Consider the following 23,609-nt stretch of genomic DNA (forward strand, 5'->3'; position numbering starts at 1 on the left):
CCTCAGAACACGGTCCAGTCGGAGTACGTCGTGAACGCGTCGAGCGCAGCCAGCCCGGCGGCGGAGCTGCCGGACGGGCCGAGGGCAGGACTCCACACGCAGGCGACGCCGCGGTCGGGGATGACGGCGAGGATGCCGCCGCCGACACCGCTCTTGGCCGGGAGCCCCACGCGGTAGGCGAACTCCCCGGCCGAGTCGTACGTGCCGCACGTGAGCATCACCGCATTGATCCTCTTCGCCTCCCGCGGGCTCAGCAGCTGGCTCCCGTCCGACAGGACGCCGTCGCGGGCGAGGAACAGCCCGGCGAGTGCCAGCTCGCGGCACGTCATCGACAGCGCGCACTGCGTGACGTACTGGTCGATGACCTGCTCCACGGAGCACTCCAGGTTGCCGTAGCTGGCCAGCAGGTGGGCGACTGCCATCGTGCGGTGGCCGGCGTCGAGCTCCGAACGCGCCACCTCGAGGTCGCTGTCCACGTCCGTCCGGCCGCTCTCCCGCCTCATCAGGTCACGGAGGGTGCCGCTCGCATCGCCCGTCAGCGAGTGCAGCCGGTCGGTCACGACCAGGGCGCCGGCATTGATGAACGGGTTGCGCGGCTTCCCCTCCTCCTGGTCGAGCTGGAGGAAGGAGTTGAACGGGTTGCCCGAAGGCTCTCGGGAGACCCGTTTCCAGATCTCCTCGCCCTCGGCAGCCACCGCCAGCGCGAGCATGAAGACCTTGCTGATGCTCTGCACCGAGAAGCGCACGTCCGCGTCCCCGATGACGTGCACCTGACCGTCGAGCGAGGCGATCGCCATCCCGAACTGCTGCGGATCCACCGCGGCCAGGCTGGGGATGTACTCCGCCAGCCGGCCTCGGCCGACCTCGGGAGCGGCGGCCTGTTGCGCGCGCAGCAGCGCGTCCTCGATCCTCACGCCGCCATCCTCGCGCAGCGATCGGTGGGCGGCATTTCAGGAGCACCATGAAGGCAGTTCGCGTGTCGGACCACGATGGCCACGCTCAGCAAGCCGCCGCGCGCCGCGAACTGCCTGCATGGTGTTCACGCCTGACGGAGCCGGAGTCCGCGCGTTCACCCCACCGCCAGCCGGTATCCCCGCTTCACGACCGTGAGCACGGCCTTCGTACCGATCGCCGCCCGCAGCCGCGCGACCGCCATCTCCACCGCGTGCTCCGAACCGGCCTGCCCGGATGGCAAGGCGGCCAGGAGGGCGCGGCGGGACACGACGTGACCGGGGTTGACCAGCAGGGCGAGGAGCACGGACAGCGGCGCGGGCGAGAGCTCGACCGGTACGCCGTCGAGGAGCAGCGAGTCGGAGTGGACGATGAGGGTGCGTCCGTCCGCGAGGCGTACGTCGACCCCGTCGCGCCGCGTCGGCAGCTCGGTCTCGAGCTGCTTGACCATCCCGGCCAGGCGCGAACGCTCGGGGACGATCGTCGGGACGCCCCACATCTCGAAGGCCGCCGCGGTGACCGGCCCGACGCAGGAGGCGACGACGTCGGACTGGAAGGCGGAGACGACGTCGTCGCGACGGCCGACGGAGTACGCCGCCTCCATCAGCGCGCCGACGGCCGGTGCGGAGGTGAAGGTGACGGCGTCGAGCTCGCGGTCGGCGATGAGGTCGATCATGTGGAACATCGGCGACGGGTCGTCCGCCGACGCGACCCGGTAGATCGGCACGGTGATGACGGAGGCCCCCTGCCGGCGCAGGGCGTGCGCGGCCATCGACAGCGACTGGCCGTGCTCCTGCACGACGATCCGCTTACCGGTGAGGTCGCGGCCGCGCAGGTGGGCCAGGACGTCCTCGAAGCACTCCGACTCTGGCGCCCACAGCTCGCGCAGGCCGTTGGCCCGCAGCACGCCGACGCTCTTCGGGCCGCGCGCGAGGATCTCCGCGGCGCCGAGCGCGGCGACCAGCTCGTCGTACAGCCCGGCCTCGGACGCAGCCGTGAGCCAGGTCTTCATGCCGATGCCCGTGGTCGCCAGGAACAGGTCGACCGGCCCGACGAGGACCTCCTTGGTCGCGGCGAGGAGCTCGGCGAGGTCGACGTGGTTGGGCTCGAGCGACAGCGCCGCGGCCCACTCGACGGTCGCACCGCGACGCTCCAGCAGGGCCACCTGCTCCTCGGCCTTGCGAGCGGCGGTGACCCCGATCCGGAAGCCCTCGAGCGGGCGGGTGCTCACGTGACGCCCCCGACGTGCACGACGCCGTCGACGACTGAGACGGCGTACGCCGCCACCCGCGCGCTGTCGTCGTCGAGGCACTGCCCCGTGCGGAGGTCGAAGGCCTGCTTGTACATCGGCGAGCTGACCACCGGAGCGTCGCCGCGGTTGCCCACGATCCCGCGCGAGAGCACCGAGGCCCCGCTGAACGGGTCGACGTTGCCGATCGCGAACACCGAGCCGTCGTACGTCCGGAAGACCGCCACCGCCGAGCCGTCGACGAGTGCCGCCACCCCGCCCTCCAGCGGGATCGCCTCGACGGCGCAGACGGGGGTGAGGGACACGGGGGCCATCGACTCGGAACTCCTGGACTCTGTCACGGTGCTCACGCGGGCGCTCCGACCGGGATCAGGGCCGGCGCGATCGGCTGGATCTGGTCGCGCTCGGTGGTGAAGGCGATCGACGGGTCGGGGGTGCCGGGAGCGTTCACGAAGGACACGAAGCGCTCGAGCTTGGTCGGGTCCTCCAGCGTCGCGCGCCACTCGTCCTCGTAGCCGCCGACGTGCCGCGCCATCTCCGCCTCCAGCTCGGCACCGAGGCCGAGGGAGTCCTCGACGACGACCTCGCGCACCCGGTCGAGGCCGCCCTCGAGCTGCTCGATCCAGGTCGACGTGCGCTGGAGGCGGTCGGCGGTGCGGATGTAGTACATGAGGAAGCGGTCGAGGTAGGCCACCAGCGTGGCCGTGTCGAGGTCGCCGGCGAGCAGTCGCGCGTGGGCCGGGGTCGCGCCGCCGTTGCCGCCGACGTAGAGGTTCCACCCCTTCTCGGTGGCGATGACGCCGAAGTCCTTGCCGCGGGCCTCGGCGCACTCGCGCGCGCACCCGCTGACGCCGCCCTTGAGCTTGTGGGGGCTGCGCAGGCCGCGGTAGCGCAGCTCCAGCGCGATCGCGAGGCCGACGGAGTCCTGCACGCCGTAGCGGCACCAGGTCGAGCCGACGCACGACTTCACGGTGCGCAGCGACTTGCCGTAGGCGTGCCCGGACTCGAAGCCGGCGTCGACGAGCCGCCGCCAGATCACGGGAAGCTGCTCCAGCCGGGCGCCGAAGAGGTCGATCCGCTGGCCGCCGGTGATCTTGGTGTAGAGCCCGAAGTCGCGCGCCACCTCGCCGATGACGATGAGCTTCTCCGGGGTGATCTCGCCGCCGGGGATGCGCGGGACGACGGAGTAGGTGCCGTTGCGCTGGATGTTGCCGAGGTACTTGTCGTTGGTGTCCTGCAGCTCGGCGGTCGCCGGCTCGAGGATGTGGGTGCTGGTCTGGCTGGCCAGGATGCTGGCGATCGCGGGCTTGCAGATGTCGCAGCCGCGACCGGTGCCGTGGGCCTCGACGATGTCGTCGAAGCGCCGGTAGCCGTGCACCGCGACGACGTCGAAGAGCTCCTGCCGGGTGAGCCGGAAGTGCTCGCACAGGCCCTTGTCGACGACCTTGCCGACGCTCGCGAAGTGGTCCTCGATGATGTTCTTGACCGTCGAGACGCACGACCCGCACGTCGATCCGGCCCGCGTGCACTGCTTGACGTCGGCGACGCTCTCGCAGCCCTCGTCCGTCAGCGCGTGCAGGATGTCGGCCTTGGTCACGTCGTTGCACGAGCAGACCTGCGCCTCGTCGGGCATCCCGAGCTGCACGCCGCTCGAGGCCGGGAGGATCAGCTGCTCGGGGTTGTCGGGCAGCGCCATCCCGCTGCTGACCATCGGCCGCAGCACGCCGTACGCCGACGCGTCGCCGACGAGGATCCCGCCGAGGAGCCGGGTTCCGTCCTCGCTCACGACCAGCTTCTTGTAGACGCCGGCCACCGCGTCGGAGTAGGTCAGCTCGAGCGCGCCGTCGGTCGTCGCGAACGCGTCGCCGAAGCTCGCCACGTCGACGCCGAGGAGCTTGAGCTTGGTGGACATGTCGGCACCGGTGAAGGCGCCTGGCCCGTCGAGGAGGGCGTCGACGACGACCTCGGCCATGGTGTAGCCCGGTGCGACGAGGCCGTACATCGTGCCGCCCGGCGCTGCACACTCGCCGATCGCGAAGATGCGGGGGTCGGCGCTCCGGCACTGCTCGTCGACCAGCACGCCGCCGCGCGGTGCGACCTCGAGGTCGCACTCGCGGGCCAGCGCGTCGCGGGGGCGGATGCCCGCGGAGAACACGACGACCTGTGCGTCGACGACCTCGGTCGGGGCACCCTCCTCGGTGCCGGCCTGCCTCACACGCAGGCCGGTGACCGCCTCGCCACCCTCGCCGTGCTCCCAGAGAATGGCCTCGGTGAGGACACCGGTGTGCACCTTCACGCCGAGCTTCTCGATGTGACGCACCAACGTCGAACCGGCCGAGCCGTCGAGCTGGACGGGCATCAGTCGCGGCGCCATCTCGACGACGTTGGTCTCGAGCCCGAGCTGCACGAGCGCGTTGGCCGCCTCGAGGCCGAGGAGCCCGCCGCCGATGACGACACCGCTGGTCGCTCTCTCGCTGGCGGCCTTGATGGCCTCGAGGTCCTCGATCGTGCGATAGACGAAGCAGCCGTCCTTGCCGCGGCCCTCGACGGGCGGGACGAAGGGGGCCGCGCCGGTGGCCAGCACCAGGACGTCGTACTCGTGCACGGTGACGGCGCCCGGGTTCGACAGCAGGTCGGGCACCGCCGACGGCGGGGAGACGACGGTGACGGTCTGCTCGACACGGTCGACCTCCGTCACCACGCTGTCGAGGACCAGCCGCACCCGCGGGTCGTCGTACGCACCCCCGGGCAGCAGCGACAGCGCGTCGGAGCCCTGGCCGAACCAGCTGGTGAGCGCGACCCGGTCGTACGCCTCGCGCGGCTCCTCGCCGAAGATCACGATGTCGTGGGTCTCGGTGAGGCCGCGCTCGACGGCGGCCTGGGCGAACCGGTGGCCCACCATGCCGTGCCCGACGACGACGATCCGCTGACGCTTGCCTGTAGCCATGCCGAGGACGGTAGGAAGCGGATGTTGTCTGCGCCTTCCCGGAATGTTTCGGGCGTGAAAACTGGCCGGCACGACCTCACACGGGCTCGGCCAGCTCCGGGCAGAGGAGAGCCAGTGCGCGCAGCTGGTCGCGGGTGACGTAGGACGGGTTGCTGCCGGCGGGCATCCGGATCACCTCCAGACCGGCGAGGTCGCCGTGCCCGGTGAGCTCCGAGCGCAGCAGCGGCGGGTCGAGCGGGGCGAGGGCGACGGGCACCACGCCGTCGCGTGCAGGACCGGTCGTGCGCCCGTGGGCGTAGACACCGGCCGCCGTCCCGCTCACCCATAGCAGCACCCGCTGCCCGGCGTCCACCAGGTCGGTGCGGTACGTCGGTCGCACGCACCAGGACTCCGCGTCGGCGAAGCCGGTTCGCAGGTGCGCCTGCGTCGAGGGTTCCGAGCCGGTGGCCTTGAACAGCCACGCACCGAGCGTGTCGGTGGTGAGGGCACGGGTTCCAGCCACTCCCTGAGGGTGGCACACCGTCGACATGCGGGCCGCGCGGGTGCGAGCGTGGGCGGGTGAGCGAGTGGTTCCTGCCGGAGACGGAGCGGCCCTGGACCCGCGGCAACCTGGTGGTTCCGCGCGTGGACGGCGCTGCCTACTTCGCCCGGCTGGTCGAGCTCGTCGAGGCGACGGAGGCCGGCGACCGCATCTTCTTCACCGACTGGCGCGGCGACTCCGACGAGCGGCTCACCGAGGACGGGCCGACCGTCGCCGAGCTGCTGCGGGCGGCGGCGGCGCGCGACGTGGAGGTGCGGGCGCTGATGTGGCGCTCCCACCCGGGACGCCTCAACAGCGAGGAGAACAGCCACCTCGGCCGGATCATCAACGAGTGCGGGGGCGAGGCCCTCCTCGACGAACGCGTGCGCAAGGGCGGCTCCCACCACCAGAAGCTGTTCGTCGTGCGCCGCAGGGGCAAGCCCGATGAGGACGTCGCGTTCGTCGGCGGGATCGACCTCTGCTACAGCCGGCGCGACGACGCCACGCATGCCGGTGACCCGCAAGCTGCGCCGCTGGACGACCGCTACGGCGACGCGCCGCCCTGGCACGACGCGATGGCCGAGATCCGCGGACCGGCGGTCGCGCACGTGCTCGACACCTTCGCCGAGCGGTGGGACGACCCGACGCCGCTCGACCACCGCAACCCCTACCGCGCCGCCGCTCACCGGATCGCCCGGATGCCGCGCCGCCCCGAGCGGCTGCCCGAGCGGTGGGACCCTCCGCCCCCTGCCGGCCGGCACCAGGTCCAGATCCTGCGCACCTACCCGTTCAAGCGGCCCCGCTACCCGTTCGCGCCCGACGGGGAGCGGTCGATCGCGCGGGCGTACTCACGGGCCTTCGACCGCGCCCGGCGGCTGGTCTACGTGGAGGACCAGTACTTCTGGTCCGACGTCGTCGCCACGACCCTCGCCGACGCGCTGCGCCGCGAGCCCGGCCTCCAGGTCATCGCCGTCGTGCCGCGCTTCCCCGAGGAGGACGGCAGGGTCGCCGGTCCCCCGATGAAGCACGGTCAGCGCATCGCGTGGGAGCGGATGAAGGAGGCCGGCGGCGACCGCTTCGCGATGTTCGACCTGCACAACGACGCGGGCACGCCGGTCTACGTCCACGCCAAGGTCTGCGTGGTCGACGACGAGTGGATGACGATCGGCTCCGACAACCTCAACCTCCGCTCGTGGACCCACGACTCCGAGCTCACCTGCGCCGTCGTCGACCCCGACGGCGTGCTGCCGCGCGACCTCCGCGCGTCACTGTGGGCCGAGCACCTCGGCCTGCCGGAGGACGATGCGCGGCTCACCGACCTCGACGACCCGTTGAGCCTCTGGGCCTCGCGTGCCGGCGCGGACGGGAGCCGCATCGAGGTGCACGAGCCGCCCCGGCTGTCGCGGCGTACGACGCTGTGGGCGCGGCCCGTCTACCGCCTCGCGTACGACCCCGACGGCCGCCCGCGGCGGTTGCGGGGCACGACGGAGTTCTGAGCCCAGCTGCCGACCCGCGCCCTCGGGCCGTCATCGGCTCACTGGCTCAGCGCCGTGATGCGATGGCTGTTCGTCGAAGAGCGTGTCGTGGCCGCGAAGACCCGTCCACTGGCGAGGTGCACTGCGATGTCCTCCAACCAGATGTCCTTCCTGCGATCGACGAGGGGGCGCGAGATCTGTCTGCCACCGAACGTGAACGACCGGACCCGCGCCGTGTCGTCCGGGTAGCCGTTACCGGCCAGCACGTGGGCACGTCGGCGACGCGGGTCGATGACGACCTCCTGCAGGGTCCCATCGTTGTCGCCCTCGACGAGCCGGACGACGGCTGCGTCGAGGAGGCCACCCCGCGGACTCAGGGAGCGCAGCGACGCGCGGCGGTCGGTGACCGACGCGGCCAGGATTCCGCCGGTGGACGTCACCGCGAGCACCGCGTCGAAGCCCGTGCCCTGGTCCTGCCAGCCGGTCCTGAACCTCTTGCGGCCCTCGGCGTCGAAGGAGAACAGCCGCATCGCCCAGCCGTCGTAGGCAGGCTTGCCCAGCAGGTGGATGCGTCCGCGACCCGGGTCCAGGGACATTTCTACGTAGCTCGGGAACACCGCTCCTGAGCTGCTGCCCTGCCAGAGCAGCGTGCCCTCGGCATCGTGCGCGAGCAGCACGACCTCCTCGCGGCGCCCGGTGTACTCCCCGAACGGCCTGGACGTGCCTGCCGCGTAGACGCGATGGCTGATGGGGTCGATGGCGAGTGCACTGGGCTGCGACTGGCCGTCCGGAGGGGACCACGCATGGGAGAAGACCGGCGCACCCTGACTCGTCCAGCACGAGGTGACCCAGGTCTTCCCAGTGGTGCTGACACCCTTCGGCCCCAGCGTGCACACCTGACCGGAGGACGCATCGACCTCGAGCTCCAGCACTCGGGCGGTCACATCGGTGACCACATCCCGAAGGACAGCACCTTCGCCCGAGACGAACACCAGCCGCTGCACCCCATCGTCGAAGCCGGCCAGCACGACGCGGCCGGAGGACTGGTCGAGGGCCAGGTAGGTCATCGCCCCTGACAGCTCCACCACCCACTCGACAGACCCGGTGCGCCCATCGAGGCGGCGTACGACCTGGCCGGCGCTCCAGGCCGTGGAAAGGGCTAGGACGTCACCTGAGGCGGGGTCGACGGCGAGGCGTTGACCGTCTCCCATGATCGTGGCCTCATCTCGCCAGTCCACCTCGTAAGGGCGGGCAGCTGCGTGAGCAGCAATGGGGATCTCAGTGGCGAAGCCCGCAGCAGGCAGTGCTGTCGCGACCAGCAGGACTGTCAGCGGGACACGGACGAGCAGGCGAACAACAGGGCTCATGCTCCGACGGTAGGAACTGCTCGCGGACCCGGTCAGGGTCGAAGGTCCCGCCCGCAACCGGAACAGGTCAGTGCGAGGCCAGCATGGCCCCCGACGTGGTGGTGTCAGCTACTGGCTGGCCGCATCGAGGTGTACGACCCGGACGGCCGACCCCGGCGGTTGCGGGGCGCGGCGGAGTCCTACCGGAGCGCGGTGATCCGCTGGGTCTGTTCGGGCAACGGGGTGGTACCGGCGTAGACGCGGCCGCTGGCCTCGTGGACCGCGAGCGTGGCGCCGAGGACAGCACGGTCGTCGACCTCCACGCGTGACACCAGACGCCCTCGGGACGTGAGGGTCGCGACCGCCGATGCGGGGTAGTCGCCTCCGTCGCCAGCGAGCACGTGCACGAGCCCGCGACGCGTGTCGACCGCGACGTCGTCGACCCACCTTTGCTCGCTCGGGACCCACAGTCGCACGAGCTTCTTGCGGATGAGTCGACCCGAAGGACGGTAGGACCGCACCTCCGCGTGTTGGTAGGCGGCCGATGCGACGAGCACCTCGCCCTTCGAGGTCAGCCCGAGTCGCGACTTGAGCCAGGACTGACGACCTACCCATGACCTCGCGAACCTCTTTCGCCCGTCGGCGCCGAACGAGAAGAGCGTCATCGGGGCTTGATACCTCGTTGTTTCGCCGAGGAGGTGCACCCGCCGCCGCGCAGGGTCCACCAGGATGTGGAAGCCAACCGGGGAGGTCGCACCCGCGCTCCGCGACTGCCACAAGGGACGGCCGCCGGCCGTGTAGGCGAGCAGGATGGCGTCTTGGCGCGCGACCTTGTGCGAGGCGTACGGGGCCGACGCACCGACCACGTAGACGCGGTGGCTGCGCGGGTCGATGGCGAGCGCGTGGGGTCGGGAGTTCCCGCCTTCGGGCTTCCAGGCGCGAGAGAAGATCAGCGTCCCGTCAGCCGCCCAGCACGACGTCACCCAGAACCGTCCCGTGTCGCGGCGCCGGCGGGCGCCGAGGCTGCAGGCGCGCCGCGTCCCGGGATCCACCACCAGGTCGTAGACCTCGGCGTCGACCTGCGAGTCGACCGCGTCGAGCACTGCCCCTTCAGCGGAGACGAACAGGAGGGTCTGACCCTGCGCGCTCTGCCCCGCCAGCACAGCAACACCCGCACCATCACTGGCGACCCGGCTCATCCGAGTCGCCTCGACGGCCCACTCGACGGCACCGGTCCGGCCGTCGAGACGTCGGAGCAGGCTGGAGTCCCAGGAACTGGTGAGGGCCAGCACGTCCCCCGAGCGAGCGTCCACGACGAGCCTCTGGAAATCGCCGCCACGCTCGTCGTCCACCTGCCAGACGATCTCGAGGGGACGAGGGGCGTCGGAGCCGGCGGGGGCAGCGGCGACGGCAAGGAGCGGCGCCGGCACGACGAGAAGGCCGATCACGGCGGCCCTGGGCCAGATGCGTGCCCACGACATGACGACTCCCTCCTGCCCAGGTCGATTGTCCTCCACCACACCCGTCTTGCGGAAGGAGGTCGGCTCGGCTCGGCGAGACGTGGGCGGACAGTTCCGGCGGCACGAGGTGCCGGTTGGATGCAGGGCGGCGAACCTGCAGCCCCTTGACAGTGGTCAGTTCAACTGACCATTATGGTCAGATAAACTGACCACCTGGGGGAGTCGTCATGACCCGACCTCGTTCCGTGCGCGTGGCGTGATGGACGTCCTCGCGCAGGTCTGCACCGCCGTGGCGTCGCTGGTGCTGATCGCCGTCTTCCCGCTCGAGGCGTTCCTGGTCGACCGGCCGTGGGTGCAGCGATTCCTCGGCATCGAGCCGCACGGCATCGCCCATGTGCACCTGTGGTCGTTCTGCATCGGCGCCCGCAACGCGCTGGCCGGCGTCGGCGGGCTGGTCGGGCTCTGGATCGTCAACCGCGGCGACGAGACCGTCGGCACCGCCGTGGTGGTCACCGTGCTGGCCTACATGCTGCTGTCGTCGCTCGCGATGGCGGTGGCCGACCTGCTCGGCTACTGGCTTCCCCGCGGCGGCAGCGTCCGCGGGACGATCGCATCGTCGGTGCTCCCGGCGGTCGCCCTCGTCGCGCTGGCCGTCTGATCAGCCGTTCAGCCCCGAACGGAGCTCCTCCAGCGCGGTCGGCAGGTCGACCCGCGGCCGCCAGCCCCACCCCTCGGCACGGTCCGCGAGGATCCGCCCCGTCCACGCCGGTCCCTCGTCCCAGGTCGGCTCGAAGTCGAGCGCCTCGCCCAGCGCCGCGAGGTAGTCGCGTTGCGTCGCCGGGCCCGCCGCAATGTTGACGGGCGTGCACCCGCCCGCGACGGGTCCGGCGGACGGGTCGTCGGCCACGGCGATGGCGCCTGTCGCGAGGTCGGCCGCCACGCTCGCCAGGTCGTCGACGTGCACCCACGCGAAGGACTGCTCGGGGTTGGCGTGGCGCTGCGACTCGTCGTCGCGGAGGTGACCGGGGCGCACCGTGTTCCACACCGACGTGCCGCCCGCACCGAGGATCGCCGGAGGCCGGAGCAGCACCCGGGTCGTGCCGTGCAGCCGCTCCAGAGCGGCGTCGATGTCGCGCTTGACCACGTCGTACGCCGGCGAGTCGTCCGCCACCAGCGCGCCCGACTCGTCGACGTCGCCGGTCCCGGGGCTGCGGTCGTAGACGGCGGCGGTGGACACGTGGACCAGCAGGGGGACGCCGGCACCAACCGCGGCCTCGGCGACCACCATCGTGCCGTCGAGCCCGACCCGGCGCTGACTCTCCGCGTCGCCGCCGAGCGGGTGCACCGTGGTGACGAGCGCGTCAGCACCGGCCACCACGGTGGCGGCGAAGGCCGGATCGGCGAAGTCGCCGACGTGCTCCTCCACGCCCGGCAGCCGTGCCGCGGTGCCGGGTCGGCGTACGACGGCGCGCACCGTCGCGCCACGCTCGCCCAGCGCGGACACGACGTGGCTGCCCACGAACCCGTTGGCACCGGTCACGACGACGACGGGAGAAGTCATGTCCCCACCTTGGCAGGTGCCCCCTCAGCGCGCCGGTCCGGCCGCGGCACGAGGAGCACGCGGCTCACCACGACGAGCCAGGTGGTCGCGAAGACCACGCTGGCGAGGACGTCGGTGAGGTGGTGCGCACCCTGGTAGAGCCGCGAGGGGGCGACGACCAGCGGCACCACGAACAGCGGCCAGGTCCACCGCCGCCACCCCGGCCGCACCCAGCCGACCCAGAGCGCGATGCCGCCGTAGACCAGGATCGCGGTCGCCATGTGGCCGGACGGATAGCTGTGGTCGGGGACCAGGCCCGGGTCGAGGATCTCCACCGGCGGACGGTCGCGCGGGACGAGGTGGGTGACGACGAGGTAGAGCACGAGGTAGCCGACGACCAGCACGGTGAAGTAGACGACCGGGCGCCACGACCGCCTCGCCCTCGCGGCGACGAGCGCGACCACGAGCGCCAGTCCCACGCCGACGATCGTGTCCGCGACGTGGCTGCCCGCCGCCGCGGCCGTGTCGAGGGCGGGCGTGCGGTGGGAGGCCAGCCACCGCACGAACCGGTCGTCGGGGGGCTCGACCACCGACGACAACGGTCCGGTGATGAGCCGGCCCAGGGCCAGGGCGGCCGCGACGAGGACGACCCAGGTGAGGGCCAGGATGCGTGCGGCCGTACGGCGGCTCGGTCCGGTCAGGGTGGTCACCACGGCCTGCCGGGGCTCCTCCGCTCGGTGCGCGGCCCCGCGTCGTACTCGAGGGCGCAGAACCGTTCCACGGCGGTCTTGGGGCCCGAGACGATGATCTCGGCGCCCTCGCGCAGGACCGTGCTGGGGGTGGCATAGGTGAAGTCCTCGCCGAACGGCTTCACCCCGACCACCGTGATGCCGTACGCCTGCCTGACGCCGTAGCCGCCCAGGCTCCGGCCGATGAGGGCGCGCGGCGGCCGCGTCTTGGCGAAGGCGTAGCCGTCGTCGAACTCGATGTACTCGATCATCCGGCCGGTGACCAGGTGCGCGACGCGCTTGCCCATGTCGTGCTCGGGCCGGACGACGTGGTGGACGCCGATCTGGTCGAGGATGCGCGCGTGCGACTGGCTGATCGCCTTGGCCCACACGTTGCCGACGCCGAGCTCGAGGACCACCGAGGCCGACAGGATGCTCGCCTCGAGGTTGGTGCCGACGCCCACGACGGCCCGGTCGAACTCCGCCACGCCCAGCTCGCGCATCGCATCGAGGTCCGTGGAGTCGGCCTCCACGACGTGGGTCAGCCGGCCGGCGAGCGAACGGACGACGCGGGGGTCGGCGTCGACGCCGAGGACCTCGACGCCCTCCTTGGTGAGCTCGAGCGCCAGCGAGCGGCCGAAGCGGCCGAGACCGACCACGACGACGCCCTGGGAGTCGTTCCTAGCCAATGAGGGGCCTTCCTTCGGGGAGTCGGTGCAGGTGCGAGCGGTCCCGCATCGCGAGCGCCGACACCAGTGTGATCGGTCCCAGGCGCCCGACGAACATGAGGACGACGAGGACGAGGTGCGCCGCCGTCGGGAGGTCGGCGGTGATGCCGGTCGAGAGCCCGACCGTGGCGAACGCGGACACCACCTCGAACAGCGCGTCCTCCGTCGACACCGCGGCCAGCTGGAGGAGGAGCAGCGTCGAGGCGACCACGGCGCCCACCGCGAGCAGCGCCACGGTCAACGCTTGGCGTACGGCGCGCGGGTCGATCCGACGGCCGAAGGCCGTGGCGTCGGACTCCCCGCGCACCTCGGCGAGGATCGCGAAGAACAGCAGGACGAAGGTCGTCACCTTGATGCCGCCGGCCGTGCCCGCCGAGCCGCCGCCGATGAACATGAGGATCACCGTGCCCAGCAGCGTGCCCTCGTGCATCTGGCCGTAGTCGAGGCTGTTGAAGCCGGCCGTGCGTGGCATCACGGCCTGGAAGAAGCCGGCCAGCAACCGGTCCGGGGTGCTCAGTGCCCCGAGGGTGGCGGGGTTGTCCCACTCGCTGGCCGTCACGAAGACGGTGCCGAGGACGAGCAGGACGGCCGTGGCGCCGAGCGTCATCCGGGTGTGCATGCTCCACGCCCACGTCGGGTGGAAGCGGCGGTAGAGCTCGAGCCACACCGGGAAGCCGAGCCCGCCGGCGATCACCGCGAAGGCGATGGGCAGGCTGATCCACGGGTCCGACACGAACCCCATCAGGCTGTCGCTGTAGAGCGCGAACCCGGCGTTGTTGAAGGCCGAGACCGAGTGGAACACGCCGAGGTAGGCCGCGCGGCCCCACTCCTCGTCGTACCCCCAGGCGAACCGGAGCGTGAGGAACACCGCCGTGACGGCCTCGAAGAGGAGGCTGATCGCCACGACGCCCTTCACCACCGTCCGTACGTCGCCCAGGCCGGTCGCCTTGGTCTCGGTCGCCGCGGTCAGCCGCGAGCGCAGGCCGAGGCGGCGGAAGACCAGCAGTCCCAGGAGGGACGCCAGCGTCATGATCCCGAAGCCGCCGACCTGGATCAGGCCGAGGATGACGACCTCACCGAAGGTCGACCAGTAGGACGGCGTGTCCACGACGACCAGGCCCGTGACGCACACGGCGCTCGTGGAGGTGAAGAGCGCGACGACGAACGGCGCGCCGACCTGCTCGGTCCGCGCCTGCGGCAGCATCAGCAGGGCCGTGCCGACCAGGACGGCCAGCGCGAAGGCGACCACGACGACCTGCGCGGGGTGTCGCAGCCACGGCCCGCCGTCGCGGCGCCGGACCCGTACGAGCAAACCCGTCACAGGCCGAGGCTAGGGCACGCCCGGCGGCGCCCGGCACCGGGCACGCCCGTCGGAAAACCTGACCGAACCTCCGGCGGGACTGGTCTCGACCACCCTGTCGGCGACGCCCGCACGGCAGTAGCGTCCGAGGACGGCGACGCTCTGCCGGTGTCGAGTGCGGGAGGTGCCGATGGCGAAGCCAGCCATCCTCGCGGTCGACGACGACGCGGCCGTGGTGGCCGCCGTGGTGCGCGACCTGCGCCATCGCTACGGCGAGGACTACCGCGTCCTGCGCGCCACGTCCGGGCCGGAGGCGCTCGAGGTCCTGGCCGACCAGCTGCTCAAGGACCGGCCCGTGGCCGCGGTCCTCTCCGACCAGCGGATGCCCGGGATGACCGGCATCGAGGTGCTGCAGGCGGTGCGGCAGCAGTCGCCCGACTCCAAGCTGCTGCTCCTGACGGCGTACGCCGACACCGACGTCGCCATCCGCGCGATCAACGACATCGCACTCGACTACTACCTGATGAAGCCGTGGGACCCGCCCGAGGACCGGCTCTACCCCGTCCTCGACGACCTCCTGCGCGACTGGGCCAACGACCACCCCGACCGCGACTCCGAGGTGCGGGTCGTGGGGCACCGGTGGTCCGAGCGGACCATCGAGGTCAAGACCTTCCTCACCCACAACCACGTGCCCTACCGCTGGCTCGAGGTCGACGGTGGCGACGCGGACAGTGAGGCCGCCCGGCTGCTCGAGCTCGCGGGTGCCGGCGCCGACGACGTGCCGGTGGTCGCCCTGCCCGACGGCCAGGCGCTCCGCTCCCCCACCACCGTCGAGCTCGCCGACGCGCTGGGCCTGCGCACCCGGGCGGAGCGGCCGCTCTACGACCTGTGCATCGTCGGTGCCGGTCCGGCCGGTCTCGCGGCAGCGGTGTACGCCGCGAGCGAGGGGTTGTCGACGGTGGTCGTCGAGCGGGACGCGCCCGGCGGCCAGGCCGCCCAGAGCGCGTCGATAGAGAACTACCTGGGCTTCCCCAAGGGCCTGTCGGGTGCCGACCTCACGCACCGCGCGGTCGCGCAGGCGGCGCGGTTCGGCGCGGAGATGGTGCTGGCGCGCGACGTCGTCGGCTTCGAGACCCGCGGCCCGGTGCGAGCGGTGCTGCTCGACGGCTCCACCGACATCGAGGCCCGCGCGGTCCTCGTCGCCAGCGGGGTGTCGTACCGCCGGCTCGGTGCACCCGGCCTCGACGAGGTCGTCGGTCGCGGCCTCTACTACGGCGCCAGCGCGAGCGAGGCGCCGCAGACCGCCGGGGAGGACGTGTACGTCGTCGGCGCGGCCAACTCGGCCGGGCAGGCCGCGCTCAACTTCGCCCGCTACGCCCGCCGGGTCGTGCTCGTGGTGCGCGGCGACTCGCTGGAGTCGTCGATGTCGCAGTACCTCGTCGGGCGGATCGCGGCCGCGCCCAACGTCGAGGTACGGCTGCGCACCGAGGTCGTCGGCGCCCGCGGCGACGGACACCTCGAGGCGATCTCCCTGTGCGACCGGGGCGCCGGCACGGTCGAGGAGGTCGAGACCGGCTGGGTCTTCGTCTTCATCGGGGCGGCGCCGCGCACCGACTGGCTGGCCGACGTCGTCTCCCGCGACGAACGTGGCTTCGTCCTCACCGGGCCGGACCTCCCGGCCGACGACGGGTGGCCGCTGGAGCGAGGACCGTTCGCGCTGGAGACCAGCGTGCCCGGCGTCTTCGCCGCGGGCGACGTACGCCGCGACTCGATGAAGCGCGTCGCCTCCGCCGTCGGCGAGGGCGCGATGTCGGTCTACCTCGTCCACCGCTACCTGGCCACGACATGACCCCCGACCCGACCCCCGAGCTGACGCTGGCCGACGAGCTGCGCGCCGTCCCGATCCTCGACGGCTTCACCGACGTCCAGGTGGCCGAGCTCGCGGCCGCCGGGCGCGAGGAGTCGTACGAGCCGGGCGCCCGCCTCTTCGACGAGGGCCGACCCGCCGACGACTGGTGGGTGCTGCTGTCCGGCCGCATCGACCTCGTCCGCCGGATCGGCCACGAGGAGGCGATCATGGCGACCATGGACGACGCCGGCCAGTGGGCGGGCGGCTTCCGCGCCTGGGACGAGCACGGCATCTACATGGGCTCGGCGCGGGTGATGGAGCAGAGCAGGGTCTTCCGGCTGCCGGCGTCCGAGCTGGGTCGCGTCGGACAGGACTGGTTCCCCTTCGCCGTCCACCTCCTCCGTGGCCTCATCGGCACCGCGAGACGCATCGAGAGCAACGCCCGCCAGCGCGAGGCGCTCGTCGCGCTGGGCACCCTCGCCGCCGGCCTCGCGCACGAGATCAACAACCCGGCCTCGGCAGCGGTCCGCTCGGTCGGAGCGCTCCAGCAGTCGAGCGACGACGTCTTCGCCTCGCTCCAGCGGCTCGCCGGGGAGGGGATCTCGGCGGCACAGTTCGTCGCCCTGGACGAGCTCCGGCGCTCGATCGACCCCACCTCGGCGCCCACCGGCGTCGCCCTCGCCGACCTCGAGGACCGGCTCACCGACTGGCTCGACGAGCACGACATCGACCGGGGATGGGTGATCGCACCGGCCCTCGCCGGCGCCGGGGTCTCGCCCGAGTGGCTCGACCGCGCCGCCTCCTCACTGCCGGGTGCCCCGCTCCAGGCCGGGCTCGAGTGGGTGGCGAGCTCGGTGACGACGACCGTGCTCATCGCGGAGGCGCAGAACGCCACCCGCCGCATCTCCGACCTCGTCTCCGCCGTGAAGTCCTACTCCCAGCTCGACCGCGCCGCCGTGCAGGACGTGCGTGTGGTCGACGGCCTGGAGAGCACGCTGATCATGCTCGGCCACAAGCTGCGCGACGGCGTCACCGTCGTGCGGGAGTACGACGACTCGGTGCCAGCCGTGACCGCCAACCCGGGCGAGCTCAACCAGGTCTGGACGAACCTCGTCGACAACGCCGTCGACGCCATGGACGGCTCAGGCACGCTCACCGTGCGGACGTACGCCGCCGCGCACCACCTGGTCGTCGAGATCGGCGACACCGGTCACGGCATGACCGAGGAGGTCGCCGCCCACGCCTTCGAGCCGTTCTTCACGACCAAGGAGGTCGGCAGGGGGACGGGACTGGGGCTCGACATCTCCCGGCGGATCGTGGTCGAGCGGCACGGGGGCGAGATCGAGGTCGACTCGCGACCGGGCAGGACGGCCGTGCAGGTGCGCCTGCCGCTCCGGCCGCAGCGCGACCCCGGGGAGCAGGACGGCGGCGCCGGGTGAACGGCGCCGGGAGCGGCTGGAGTCTAGATCTGGGTACTGGGCGCGTGACCGAGCGCCACACCAGACTCCGACCGGAGGCCCGATGCCACAGCACGACCAGTCCACCCAGCTGATCCTCGTCCGCCACGGCCAGTCGGAGGGCAACGTCGCCGCCGAGGCCGCTCAGCGCGACGGCCTCGAGCGGATCGACGTACCCGCCCGCGACCCGGACGTCACCCTGTCCGAGACCGGCCGCGAGCAGGCGACGGCCGTGGGTCGGTGGCTGGCCGCGCTGGCCGAGGACGAGCGGCCTGAGGTGGTGTGGACCAGTCCCTACCGGCGCGCCCGTGAGACCGCCGAGATCGCCCTCGAGGTCGGCGGCCTCGACCTCGACCAGCGCGTGGACGAGCGACTGCGCGACCGCGACATGGGGGTCACCGACATGCTGACGGCAGCCGGCATCCGGGCGGCGTACCCCGAGGAGGCCGAGCGACGCGACTGGCTCGGCAAGTTCTACTACCGCCCGCCCGGGGGCGAGTCCTGGGCGGACGTGGCCCTGCGCGTCCGCGCCGTGCTGACCGACCTGGCCACCACCGAGCACCAGCGGGTCCTGGTCACCGGGCACGACGTCGTGCTGCTGCTCTTCTGCTACGTGGCCGAGGGGCTCGACGAGGAGCAGGTGCTCGCTCGCGCACGCGACAACGCGCTCGGCAACGCGGCCATCTGCCGTCTCCGGAGCAACCCGGACTCCGCCACCGGATGGGACGTGACCGACTACAACGTCGACGACCACCTCAGGGAGGACGACGTGCGGGTGACGGACGAGCCGGGTGCCGACGCCGACGTGGAGGACGACGATGCCTGAGTCCCGCGATGCGGCCACGGCCGGCGGCAGCCTCGACTCACCGCGGCTGGTCACCGCGGACCTGCTGCGCTCCTGGCCGCTGCCCGAGCCGTCGGGCAGCAAGTACGCGCGTGGGCAGGTGCTGGTCGTCGGGGGATCCTGCACGACGCCGGGCGCGGCCATCCTCGCCGGCACGGCAGCGCTGCGGATGGGCGCGGGCCGGTTGACCGTGGCGACGGCGGAGGGGGTCGCGGTGGAGCTCGCGGTGGCCCTGCCCGTCTGCGGCACCCTTCCTCTTCCGCAGGACGAGCGGGGGTCCATCACCGGCGAACGCGCCGCAACGCTGCTCGAGGACGAGCTCGGGCGGGCGGACGCCGTCCTCGTGGGTCCGGGCCTCCTGAGCGGCGGTGGAACCGTGCGGCTGCTGGCGGAGATCGCCGGCGTGCTGCCCGACGACGTCCCCGTCGTGCTGGACGCCGCGGCCGCCACCGCACTGCCCGACCTCGACCGTGCGGCAGCCCAGGCGCTGGGCGGCCGCCTGGTCCTGGCTCCCAACACCCGCGAGCTCGCTCGTCTCGTCGACGTGGACGAGGTCGACGGAGAGGACGTCGACCGGGCCACGGTCCGGGTCTCCCGAGCCTTCGACGCCGTCGTCACGTGTGGTTCCTGGGTCGCAGCAGACGGCGGTCTGTGGCAGGTCTCGACGGGAGACACCGGCCTGGGCACCTCGGGCAGCGGGGACGTGCTCTCCGGGGCGCTGGTAGGACTCGTCGCCCGCGGGGCGAGCCCCGTGCAGGCGACGGTCTGGGCGACCCACGTCCACGCGGCGGCCGGCGACGTGCTGGCAGCTCGGTGGGGTCGCATCGGCTACCTCGCCGACGAGATCACGGCCGAGCTTCCACACGTGCTGCGGTCGCTCGGCGGAGACTGAGACCCGCGCGTCGCCTCCCCCGCCCTGCCCTACCGTGTCGGCATGAAGGCTTTGGTCCTGGAGAACATCCATCCGACGGCTGCGGACGTCCTGAGGTCCCGTGGCTACGAGGTGGAGGTGCGCTCGGGAGCCTTGCGCGAGGCTGAGCTGATCGAGTCGCTCGACGACGTCCAGCTTCTCGGGATCCGGTCCAACACGACGGTGACCAGGCGGGTCCTGGAGGCAGCTCCCGCGCTCGAGGCGATCGGCTGCTTCTGCATCGGCACCAACCAGGTCGACCTGGTCGCGGCCGCGGAGCGGGGCGTCGGTGTGTTCAATGCGCCGTACTCGAACACGCGGAGCGTGGTCGAGCTGGTGATCGGCGAGATCATCGCGCTGGCCCGGCGGCTGCCGGAGAAGACCCAGCGGATGCACGACGGCGTGTGGGACAAGTCGGCACGAGGGAGCCACGAGGTACGGGGCCGCACGCTGGGGATCGTGGGCTACGGCAACATCGGCACCCAGCTGTCCAACGTCGCTGAAGCGCTCGGGATGCGGGTGATCTTCTACGACAAGGCGGATCGTCCGGCCCACGGGAATGCTCGCCGCATGGCGTCGCTCGCAGAGCTGCTCCACACCGCCGACGTGGTCAGCCTCCATGTCGACGGCCGGCCCGGGAACGCAGGCCTGTTCGGCGCCGATGAGTTCGCGGCCATGAAGCCACGATCCCTGTTCATCAACGCCTCGCGCGGCATGGTGGTCGACTACGACTCGCTGCGAAGCCATGTCGTGTCCGGGCACATCGCGGGCGCGGCGGTCGACGTGTTCCCGGTCGAGCCGAAGGCTCAGGGCGACGAGTTCGAGTCCGTGCTGCGCGGCCTCGACAACGTCATCCTGACCCCTCACGTCGGTGGATCGACGCAGGAGGCGCAGGAGGAGATCGGTTGGTTCGTGGCGGAGAAGCTCGCCGGTTTCACCCTCCAGGGGAGCACGGCGTTGTCGGTCAATCTCCCGCAGGTCCTCCCGCCCTCGCTGATCGAAGGGCACCGGCTGGGCGTCCTCCACCACAACGTTCCTGGTGTGCTCGCCAGGCTCAACGCAGTGTTCGCCGACGCCGGCGACAACGTGATCGACCAGCACCTGTCGACCCGGGATCATCTCGGCTACGTGATCACCGACGCGTCGGAGCCCCTGCCGGCCGAGGCCATCGAGGACCTGCGGCGCTCGGAGCACTGCGTGTGGGTGCGCTCCTGGTGACGGCCCTCAGCCACCCATGAGGGCGTCGACGTCGGGCAGGCGCTCGAAACGCGAGAACGTCCCCGCGTCCGCGATCTCGCCGGCGGCCTTCAGGAATCCGTCCCACGCGGTGCGCGCGAGCGTGCCCCCCACGCTGATCCGGCGTACGCCCAGCTGCGCCGCTTCCGCGACGGTGATGAACGGAGCATTGATCAGCAGGTTCACGGGTCTCGGTGCGACCGCCTCCACGATCGCCGAGATGTGCTCGCGGTCATCGATCCGAGGAGCGTAGAGGCAGTCCGCGCCCGCCTCGGCATAGGCGACGAGCCGGCGAATGGTCTCGTCGATGTCAGGGCGGCCACACACGAAGCCCTCGGAGCGTCCCGTGAGGACGATGTTCGTGCCGCTCCTGTCGATGGCTGCTCGCGCGGCGGCCACACGGCGCACGGCCAGGTCGAGGTCGAGGAGGGGGTCGGCCTCGTCGCCCGAGGCATCCTCGATCGAGAGCCCCGCGATTCCCGTGTCCGCAGCCATCGACACGTTGGTCGCGACCTCGGCCGGCTCGACCGCGTAGCCGCCCTCGAAGTCAGCATTCACCGGCACCGTCACCGCCCCGACGATGAGACGGAGATGGTCGAGAACCTGGTCGCGAGTGACCTGGGTGTCCGCGCGACCCAAGGTCCACGCCAGTCCGGCACTCGTCGTGGCCAGCGCCTCGAACCCCATCTCCTCGAGCGCCCGCGCGCTCCCCGCGTCCCACGGGTTCGGCATGACGAAGCAGCCCGCCGCGTGCAGCCGGCGGAACTCTGCGATCCGATTCGCCTGCATGTCCATGACACACCCCTTCAACGGGTCCAGACCTGGGCTCCCCTCCGGTTCAGGAGACCGCCGGCGAGCCCGACTCGTCAAGGTGCCCGTCCTGCGACCAGCTGCCTGCTCGCCCTTGCCTCGCGAGATCGATCGGGTGAACAGTGAGCGGACACCTCGCAGTGTCGGACCAAGGGGGAGGAGTCGTCGCGGTGAGCAAGGACGCGGGCGGCAGTGTCAACCAGGCCGGTCCTCCGGTCGCGACCGGGCCGGAGGCGATCCGCAACGTCCTGGTCGTGGGTGCGGCGGGCGCGGGGAAGACCACCCTCGTCGAGCGGCTGCTGGTCGAGGCCGGCGTGCTGAACCGCGCCGGCAGCACCGAAGAGGGCACCACGGTCTGCGACTCCGACGACATCGAGCACCGTCAGCGGCGCTCCGTCGCGCTCGCCCTCGCACCGTTGGTGCATGCCGGCGTGAAGGTGAACCTGCTCGACGCGCCGGGGTACGTCGACTTCGTGGGCGAGGTGCGGGCGGGGCTGCGGGCCGCGGACTGTGCGCTCTTCGCCATCGCCGCCAACGAGGGCGTCGACGAGCCGACTCGGGCGCTGTGGCGCGAGTGCGCCGACGTGGCCATGCCCCGCGTGGTCGTCGTCACCAAGCTCGACCACGCCCGCGCGGACCTCGACGGCGTGGTGGCCCAGGCGCGCAGCGCCTTCGGTGACCGGGTGCTGCCGGTGCACCTGCACGAGGGTGGCCGTGCCGTCGATCTGCTCACCGATGACCACGGGCACGCAGAGCAGCGAGCAGCGCTCGTCGAGGCGATCATCGAGGAGTCCGAGGACGAGACCCTGATGGAGCGCTACCTGGGCGGCGAGCAGGTCGACAGCGAGCTGCTCGTCCGGGACCTCGAGCTCGCTGTCGCCAGGGGATCTCTGCACCCGGTCATCCCGGTCGACTCGACCAGCGGAGTGGGGGCCAGGGAGCTGCTCGACCTCATCGTGTCCGCCTTCCCCTCGCCGCTCGAGCACCCGGTGCCGACGGTCTACACCCCCGCCGGCGGCCCGGGCCCGACGATCGAGTGCGACCCGGCCGGCCCACTGCTCGCGGAGGTGGTCAAGACGACCACCGATCCCTACCTGGGGCGGGTCAGCCTGGTCCGGGTGTTCTCCGGCACCCTGCTGCCGGACGCCACCGTCCACGTGTCCGGGCACCGCTCGGTCTGGGCCGTGGAGGGCGACACGGCGTCGAGCCACCCGGACCACGACGAGGTGGAGCGGATCGGGACGCTCTCGGTGCCGCTGGGGAACACCCAGCGACCGGCGCAAGCGGTGACGGCGGGCGACATCTGCGCCATCGGCCGGCTGAGACGAGCCGAGACGAGCGACACCCTTGCCTCGGTCGACACGCCGCTTGTGCTGCAGCCGTGGCAGATGCCCGACCCGTCGCTGCCGGTGGCGATCGAGGTCCTGACCAGGAGCGACGAGGACAAGCTCGGCCCGGGACTCCAGCGCCTTGCTGCCGAGGACCCCACCCTGCGTGTCGAGCACCACCCCGAGACCCACCAGATCGTGCTCTGGACGATGGGCGAGGCCCACGCCGACGTGCTGCTCGATCGGCTCGCGAACCGGTACGGCGTGGCAGTCGAGGAGGTCGAGCTCCTCGTGCCCCTGCGAGAGACGTTCGCGCGGCCCGCCACCGGCCACGGGCGGCACGTCAAGCAGAGCGGAGGGCACGGTCAGTACGCGGTGTGCACCATCGAGGTCGAGCCGCTCCCGCCGGGCAGCGGGTTCGAGTTCGTCGACCGCGTGGTCGGCGGTGCGGTCCCCCGGCAGTTCATCCCCTCGGTCGAGAAGGGTGTCCGGTCCCAGATGGATCGCGGGGTCGAGACCGGCTACCCGGTGGTCGACCTCAGGGTGACCCTGACCGACGGCAAGGCCCACAGCGTCGACTCCTCCGACATGGCGTTCCAGACGGCCGGCGGGCTGGCGCTGCGCGACGCTGCGACGCGTGGCGGGACGTGCCTCCTCGAGCCGGTCGACGAGGTGGAGGTGCTGGTCGCCGACTCCCTGGTCGGCACGGTCATGGGCGACCTGTCCGCACGTCGGGGACGAGTCCTCGGCAGCGAGTCCGCCGACCAACCCGGCATGGTGGTGGTCAGGGCGCACGTGCCGCAGCTCGAGCTGCGCCGCTACGCCGTCGAGCTGCGCTCCCTCAGCCACGGGTCAGCCTCCTTCACGCGCGCGTTCGCTCACTACGAGCGGGCCCCGGACGGTGTCGGCTGATCCCCGTCCGGGGGGCCAC

Annotated in this window: 20 protein-coding genes; 8 read left to right on the forward strand and 12 right to left on the reverse strand. The window is 72.0% G+C overall.

Annotation, left to right across the window (positions count from 1 at the left end; translation table 11 throughout):
* Positions 1-2: 2 nt before the first annotated feature.
* The 5 genes from AC57BS_RS21660 to AC57BS_RS21680 form a co-directional block, all read right to left on the reverse strand.
* Complete coding sequence (locus AC57BS_RS21660) at positions 3-914, reverse strand: glutaminase (protein ID WP_496413523.1); 912 nt, start codon at positions 912-914, stop codon at positions 3-5.
* Positions 915-1,069: 155 nt separating this feature from the next.
* On the reverse strand, positions 1,070-2,182 hold the full coding sequence (locus AC57BS_RS21665; RefSeq protein ID WP_496413524.1) for a uroporphyrinogen-III synthase: 1,113 nt from the start codon (positions 2,180-2,182) through the stop codon (positions 1,070-1,072).
* Positions 2,179-2,550, reverse strand: a complete 372-nt coding sequence (gene nirD, locus AC57BS_RS21670) for a nitrite reductase small subunit NirD (protein ID WP_496413525.1) — start codon at positions 2,548-2,550, stop codon at positions 2,179-2,181. The genes AC57BS_RS21665 and nirD overlap by 4 nt, the downstream gene beginning before the upstream one ends.
* Positions 2,547-5,147 carry a nitrite reductase large subunit NirB gene (nirB, locus tag AC57BS_RS21675; protein WP_496413526.1) on the reverse strand — a complete coding sequence of 867 codons (2,601 nt, stop codon included), beginning with the start codon at positions 5,145-5,147 and terminating at the stop codon, positions 2,547-2,549. Before nirB ends, nirD begins: the two co-directional genes overlap by 4 nt.
* 76 nt (positions 5,148-5,223) lie before the next feature.
* Entirely contained in the window at positions 5,224-5,649 is a 426-nt protein-coding gene (locus tag AC57BS_RS21680) for a hypothetical protein (protein ID WP_496413527.1), read from the reverse strand.
* Between the two features lie 56 nt (positions 5,650-5,705).
* Between AC57BS_RS21680 and AC57BS_RS21685 the strand changes: the two genes are divergently transcribed.
* A complete protein-coding gene (locus tag AC57BS_RS21685; RefSeq protein WP_496413528.1) occupies positions 5,706-7,163 on the forward strand; it encodes a phospholipase D family protein in 1,458 nt (485 codons plus the stop codon).
* 38 nt (positions 7,164-7,201) lie between these two features.
* Here the strand turns inward: AC57BS_RS21685 and AC57BS_RS21690 are convergent, their stop codons facing one another.
* Positions 7,202-8,509, reverse strand: coding sequence for a hypothetical protein (locus AC57BS_RS21690; RefSeq protein WP_496413529.1), 1,308 nt, complete (start codon positions 8,507-8,509; stop codon positions 7,202-7,204).
* A gap of 179 nt (positions 8,510-8,688) precedes the next feature.
* Positions 8,689-9,969, reverse strand: coding sequence for a hypothetical protein (locus AC57BS_RS21695; RefSeq protein ID WP_496413530.1), 1,281 nt, complete (start codon positions 9,967-9,969; stop codon positions 8,689-8,691).
* 238 nt (positions 9,970-10,207) lie between these two features.
* On the opposite strand from AC57BS_RS21695, the gene AC57BS_RS21700 reads away from it, so the two are divergent.
* Positions 10,208-10,606, forward strand: a complete 399-nt coding sequence (locus tag AC57BS_RS21700; protein ID WP_496414215.1) for a DUF1304 family protein — start codon at positions 10,208-10,210, stop codon at positions 10,604-10,606.
* On the opposite strand, the gene AC57BS_RS21705 is transcribed toward AC57BS_RS21700, so the two are convergent.
* The 4 genes from AC57BS_RS21705 to AC57BS_RS21720 are packed head-to-tail and all read right to left on the reverse strand — an operon-like array spanning position 10,607 to position 14,265.
* Positions 10,607-11,509, reverse strand: coding sequence for an NAD-dependent epimerase/dehydratase family protein (locus tag AC57BS_RS21705; RefSeq protein ID WP_496413531.1), 903 nt, complete (start codon positions 11,507-11,509; stop codon positions 10,607-10,609).
* Positions 11,506-12,201 (reverse strand): phosphatase PAP2 family protein, encoded by a 696-nt coding sequence (locus tag AC57BS_RS21710; RefSeq protein ID WP_496413532.1) that lies wholly within the window; start codon positions 12,199-12,201, stop codon positions 11,506-11,508. Before AC57BS_RS21710 ends, AC57BS_RS21705 begins: the two co-directional genes overlap by 4 nt.
* A complete protein-coding gene (locus tag AC57BS_RS21715) occupies positions 12,195-12,905 on the reverse strand; it encodes a potassium channel family protein (RefSeq protein WP_496413533.1) in 711 nt (236 codons plus the stop codon). The genes AC57BS_RS21710 and AC57BS_RS21715 overlap by 7 nt, the downstream gene beginning before the upstream one ends.
* Positions 12,898-14,265 (reverse strand): TrkH family potassium uptake protein, encoded by a 1,368-nt coding sequence (locus tag AC57BS_RS21720; protein ID WP_496413534.1) that lies wholly within the window; start codon positions 14,263-14,265, stop codon positions 12,898-12,900. The genes AC57BS_RS21715 and AC57BS_RS21720 overlap by 8 nt, the downstream gene beginning before the upstream one ends.
* Before the next feature lie 169 nt (positions 14,266-14,434).
* Here AC57BS_RS21720 and AC57BS_RS21725 point away from each other — a divergent pair, with 169 nt between their 5' ends.
* The 5 genes from AC57BS_RS21725 (at position 14,435) to serA (ending at position 20,522) form a co-directional block, all read left to right on the forward strand.
* Positions 14,435-16,093 carry an NAD(P)/FAD-dependent oxidoreductase gene (locus AC57BS_RS21725; RefSeq protein ID WP_496413535.1) on the forward strand — a complete coding sequence of 553 codons (1,659 nt, stop codon included), beginning with the start codon at positions 14,435-14,437 and terminating at the stop codon, positions 16,091-16,093.
* On the forward strand, positions 16,090-17,532 hold the full coding sequence (locus AC57BS_RS21730) for a sensor histidine kinase (protein WP_496413536.1): 1,443 nt from the start codon (positions 16,090-16,092) through the stop codon (positions 17,530-17,532). The genes AC57BS_RS21725 and AC57BS_RS21730 overlap by 4 nt, the downstream gene beginning before the upstream one ends.
* A gap of 82 nt (positions 17,533-17,614) precedes the next feature.
* Positions 17,615-18,376: a histidine phosphatase family protein gene (locus tag AC57BS_RS21735; RefSeq protein ID WP_496413537.1), complete on the forward strand. Its 762-nt coding sequence runs from the start codon at positions 17,615-17,617 to the stop codon at positions 18,374-18,376.
* Complete coding sequence (locus tag AC57BS_RS21740; protein ID WP_496413538.1) at positions 18,369-19,286, forward strand: NAD(P)H-hydrate dehydratase; 918 nt, start codon at positions 18,369-18,371, stop codon at positions 19,284-19,286. Before AC57BS_RS21735 ends, AC57BS_RS21740 begins: the two co-directional genes overlap by 8 nt.
* Before the next feature lie 42 nt (positions 19,287-19,328).
* The gene (serA, locus tag AC57BS_RS21745; protein WP_496413539.1) at positions 19,329-20,522 is read left to right on the forward strand and encodes a phosphoglycerate dehydrogenase; all 1,194 of its coding nucleotides are present in this window, start codon (positions 19,329-19,331) and stop codon (positions 20,520-20,522) included.
* Between the two features lie 6 nt (positions 20,523-20,528).
* Here the strand turns inward: serA and AC57BS_RS21750 are convergent, their stop codons facing one another.
* Positions 20,529-21,335, reverse strand: coding sequence for an isocitrate lyase/PEP mutase family protein (locus AC57BS_RS21750; RefSeq protein WP_496413540.1), 807 nt, complete (start codon positions 21,333-21,335; stop codon positions 20,529-20,531).
* Between the two features lie 185 nt (positions 21,336-21,520).
* Here AC57BS_RS21750 and AC57BS_RS21755 point away from each other — a divergent pair, with 185 nt between their 5' ends.
* Positions 21,521-23,590, forward strand: a complete 2,070-nt coding sequence (locus AC57BS_RS21755; protein ID WP_496413541.1) for an elongation factor G-like protein EF-G2 — start codon at positions 21,521-21,523, stop codon at positions 23,588-23,590.
* Positions 23,591-23,609: the final 19 nt, after the last annotated feature.

This window comes from Nocardioides sp. BGA-UO-ETr-FS32 (genome assembly GCF_059567905.1).

Excerpts from the sequence above, each read along its gene's own strand:
- nirB (WP_496413526.1), bottom strand. The coding sequence starts at position 5,147 with ATGGCTACAGGCAAGCGTCAGCGGATCGTCGTCGTCGGGCACGGCATG.
- AC57BS_RS21690 (WP_496413529.1), bottom strand. The coding sequence starts at position 8,509 with ATGAGCCCTGTTGTTCGCCTGCTCGTCCGTGTCCCGCTGACAGTCCTG.
- AC57BS_RS21695 (WP_496413530.1), bottom strand. The coding sequence starts at position 9,969 with ATGTCGTGGGCACGCATCTGGCCCAGGGCCGCCGTGATCGGCCTTCTC.
- AC57BS_RS21700 (WP_496414215.1), top strand. The coding sequence starts at position 10,208 with ATGGACGTCCTCGCGCAGGTCTGCACCGCCGTGGCGTCGCTGGTGCTG.
- AC57BS_RS21705 (WP_496413531.1), bottom strand. The coding sequence starts at position 11,509 with ATGACTTCTCCCGTCGTCGTCGTGACCGGTGCCAACGGGTTCGTGGGC.
- AC57BS_RS21725 (WP_496413535.1), top strand. The coding sequence starts at position 14,435 with ATGGCGAAGCCAGCCATCCTCGCGGTCGACGACGACGCGGCCGTGGTG.
- AC57BS_RS21730 (WP_496413536.1), top strand. The coding sequence starts at position 16,090 with ATGACCCCCGACCCGACCCCCGAGCTGACGCTGGCCGACGAGCTGCGC.
- AC57BS_RS21735 (WP_496413537.1), top strand. The coding sequence starts at position 17,615 with ATGCCACAGCACGACCAGTCCACCCAGCTGATCCTCGTCCGCCACGGC.
- AC57BS_RS21740 (WP_496413538.1), top strand. The coding sequence starts at position 18,369 with ATGCCTGAGTCCCGCGATGCGGCCACGGCCGGCGGCAGCCTCGACTCA.
- serA (WP_496413539.1), top strand. The coding sequence starts at position 19,329 with ATGAAGGCTTTGGTCCTGGAGAACATCCATCCGACGGCTGCGGACGTC.
- AC57BS_RS21750 (WP_496413540.1), bottom strand. The coding sequence starts at position 21,335 with ATGGACATGCAGGCGAATCGGATCGCAGAGTTCCGCCGGCTGCACGCG.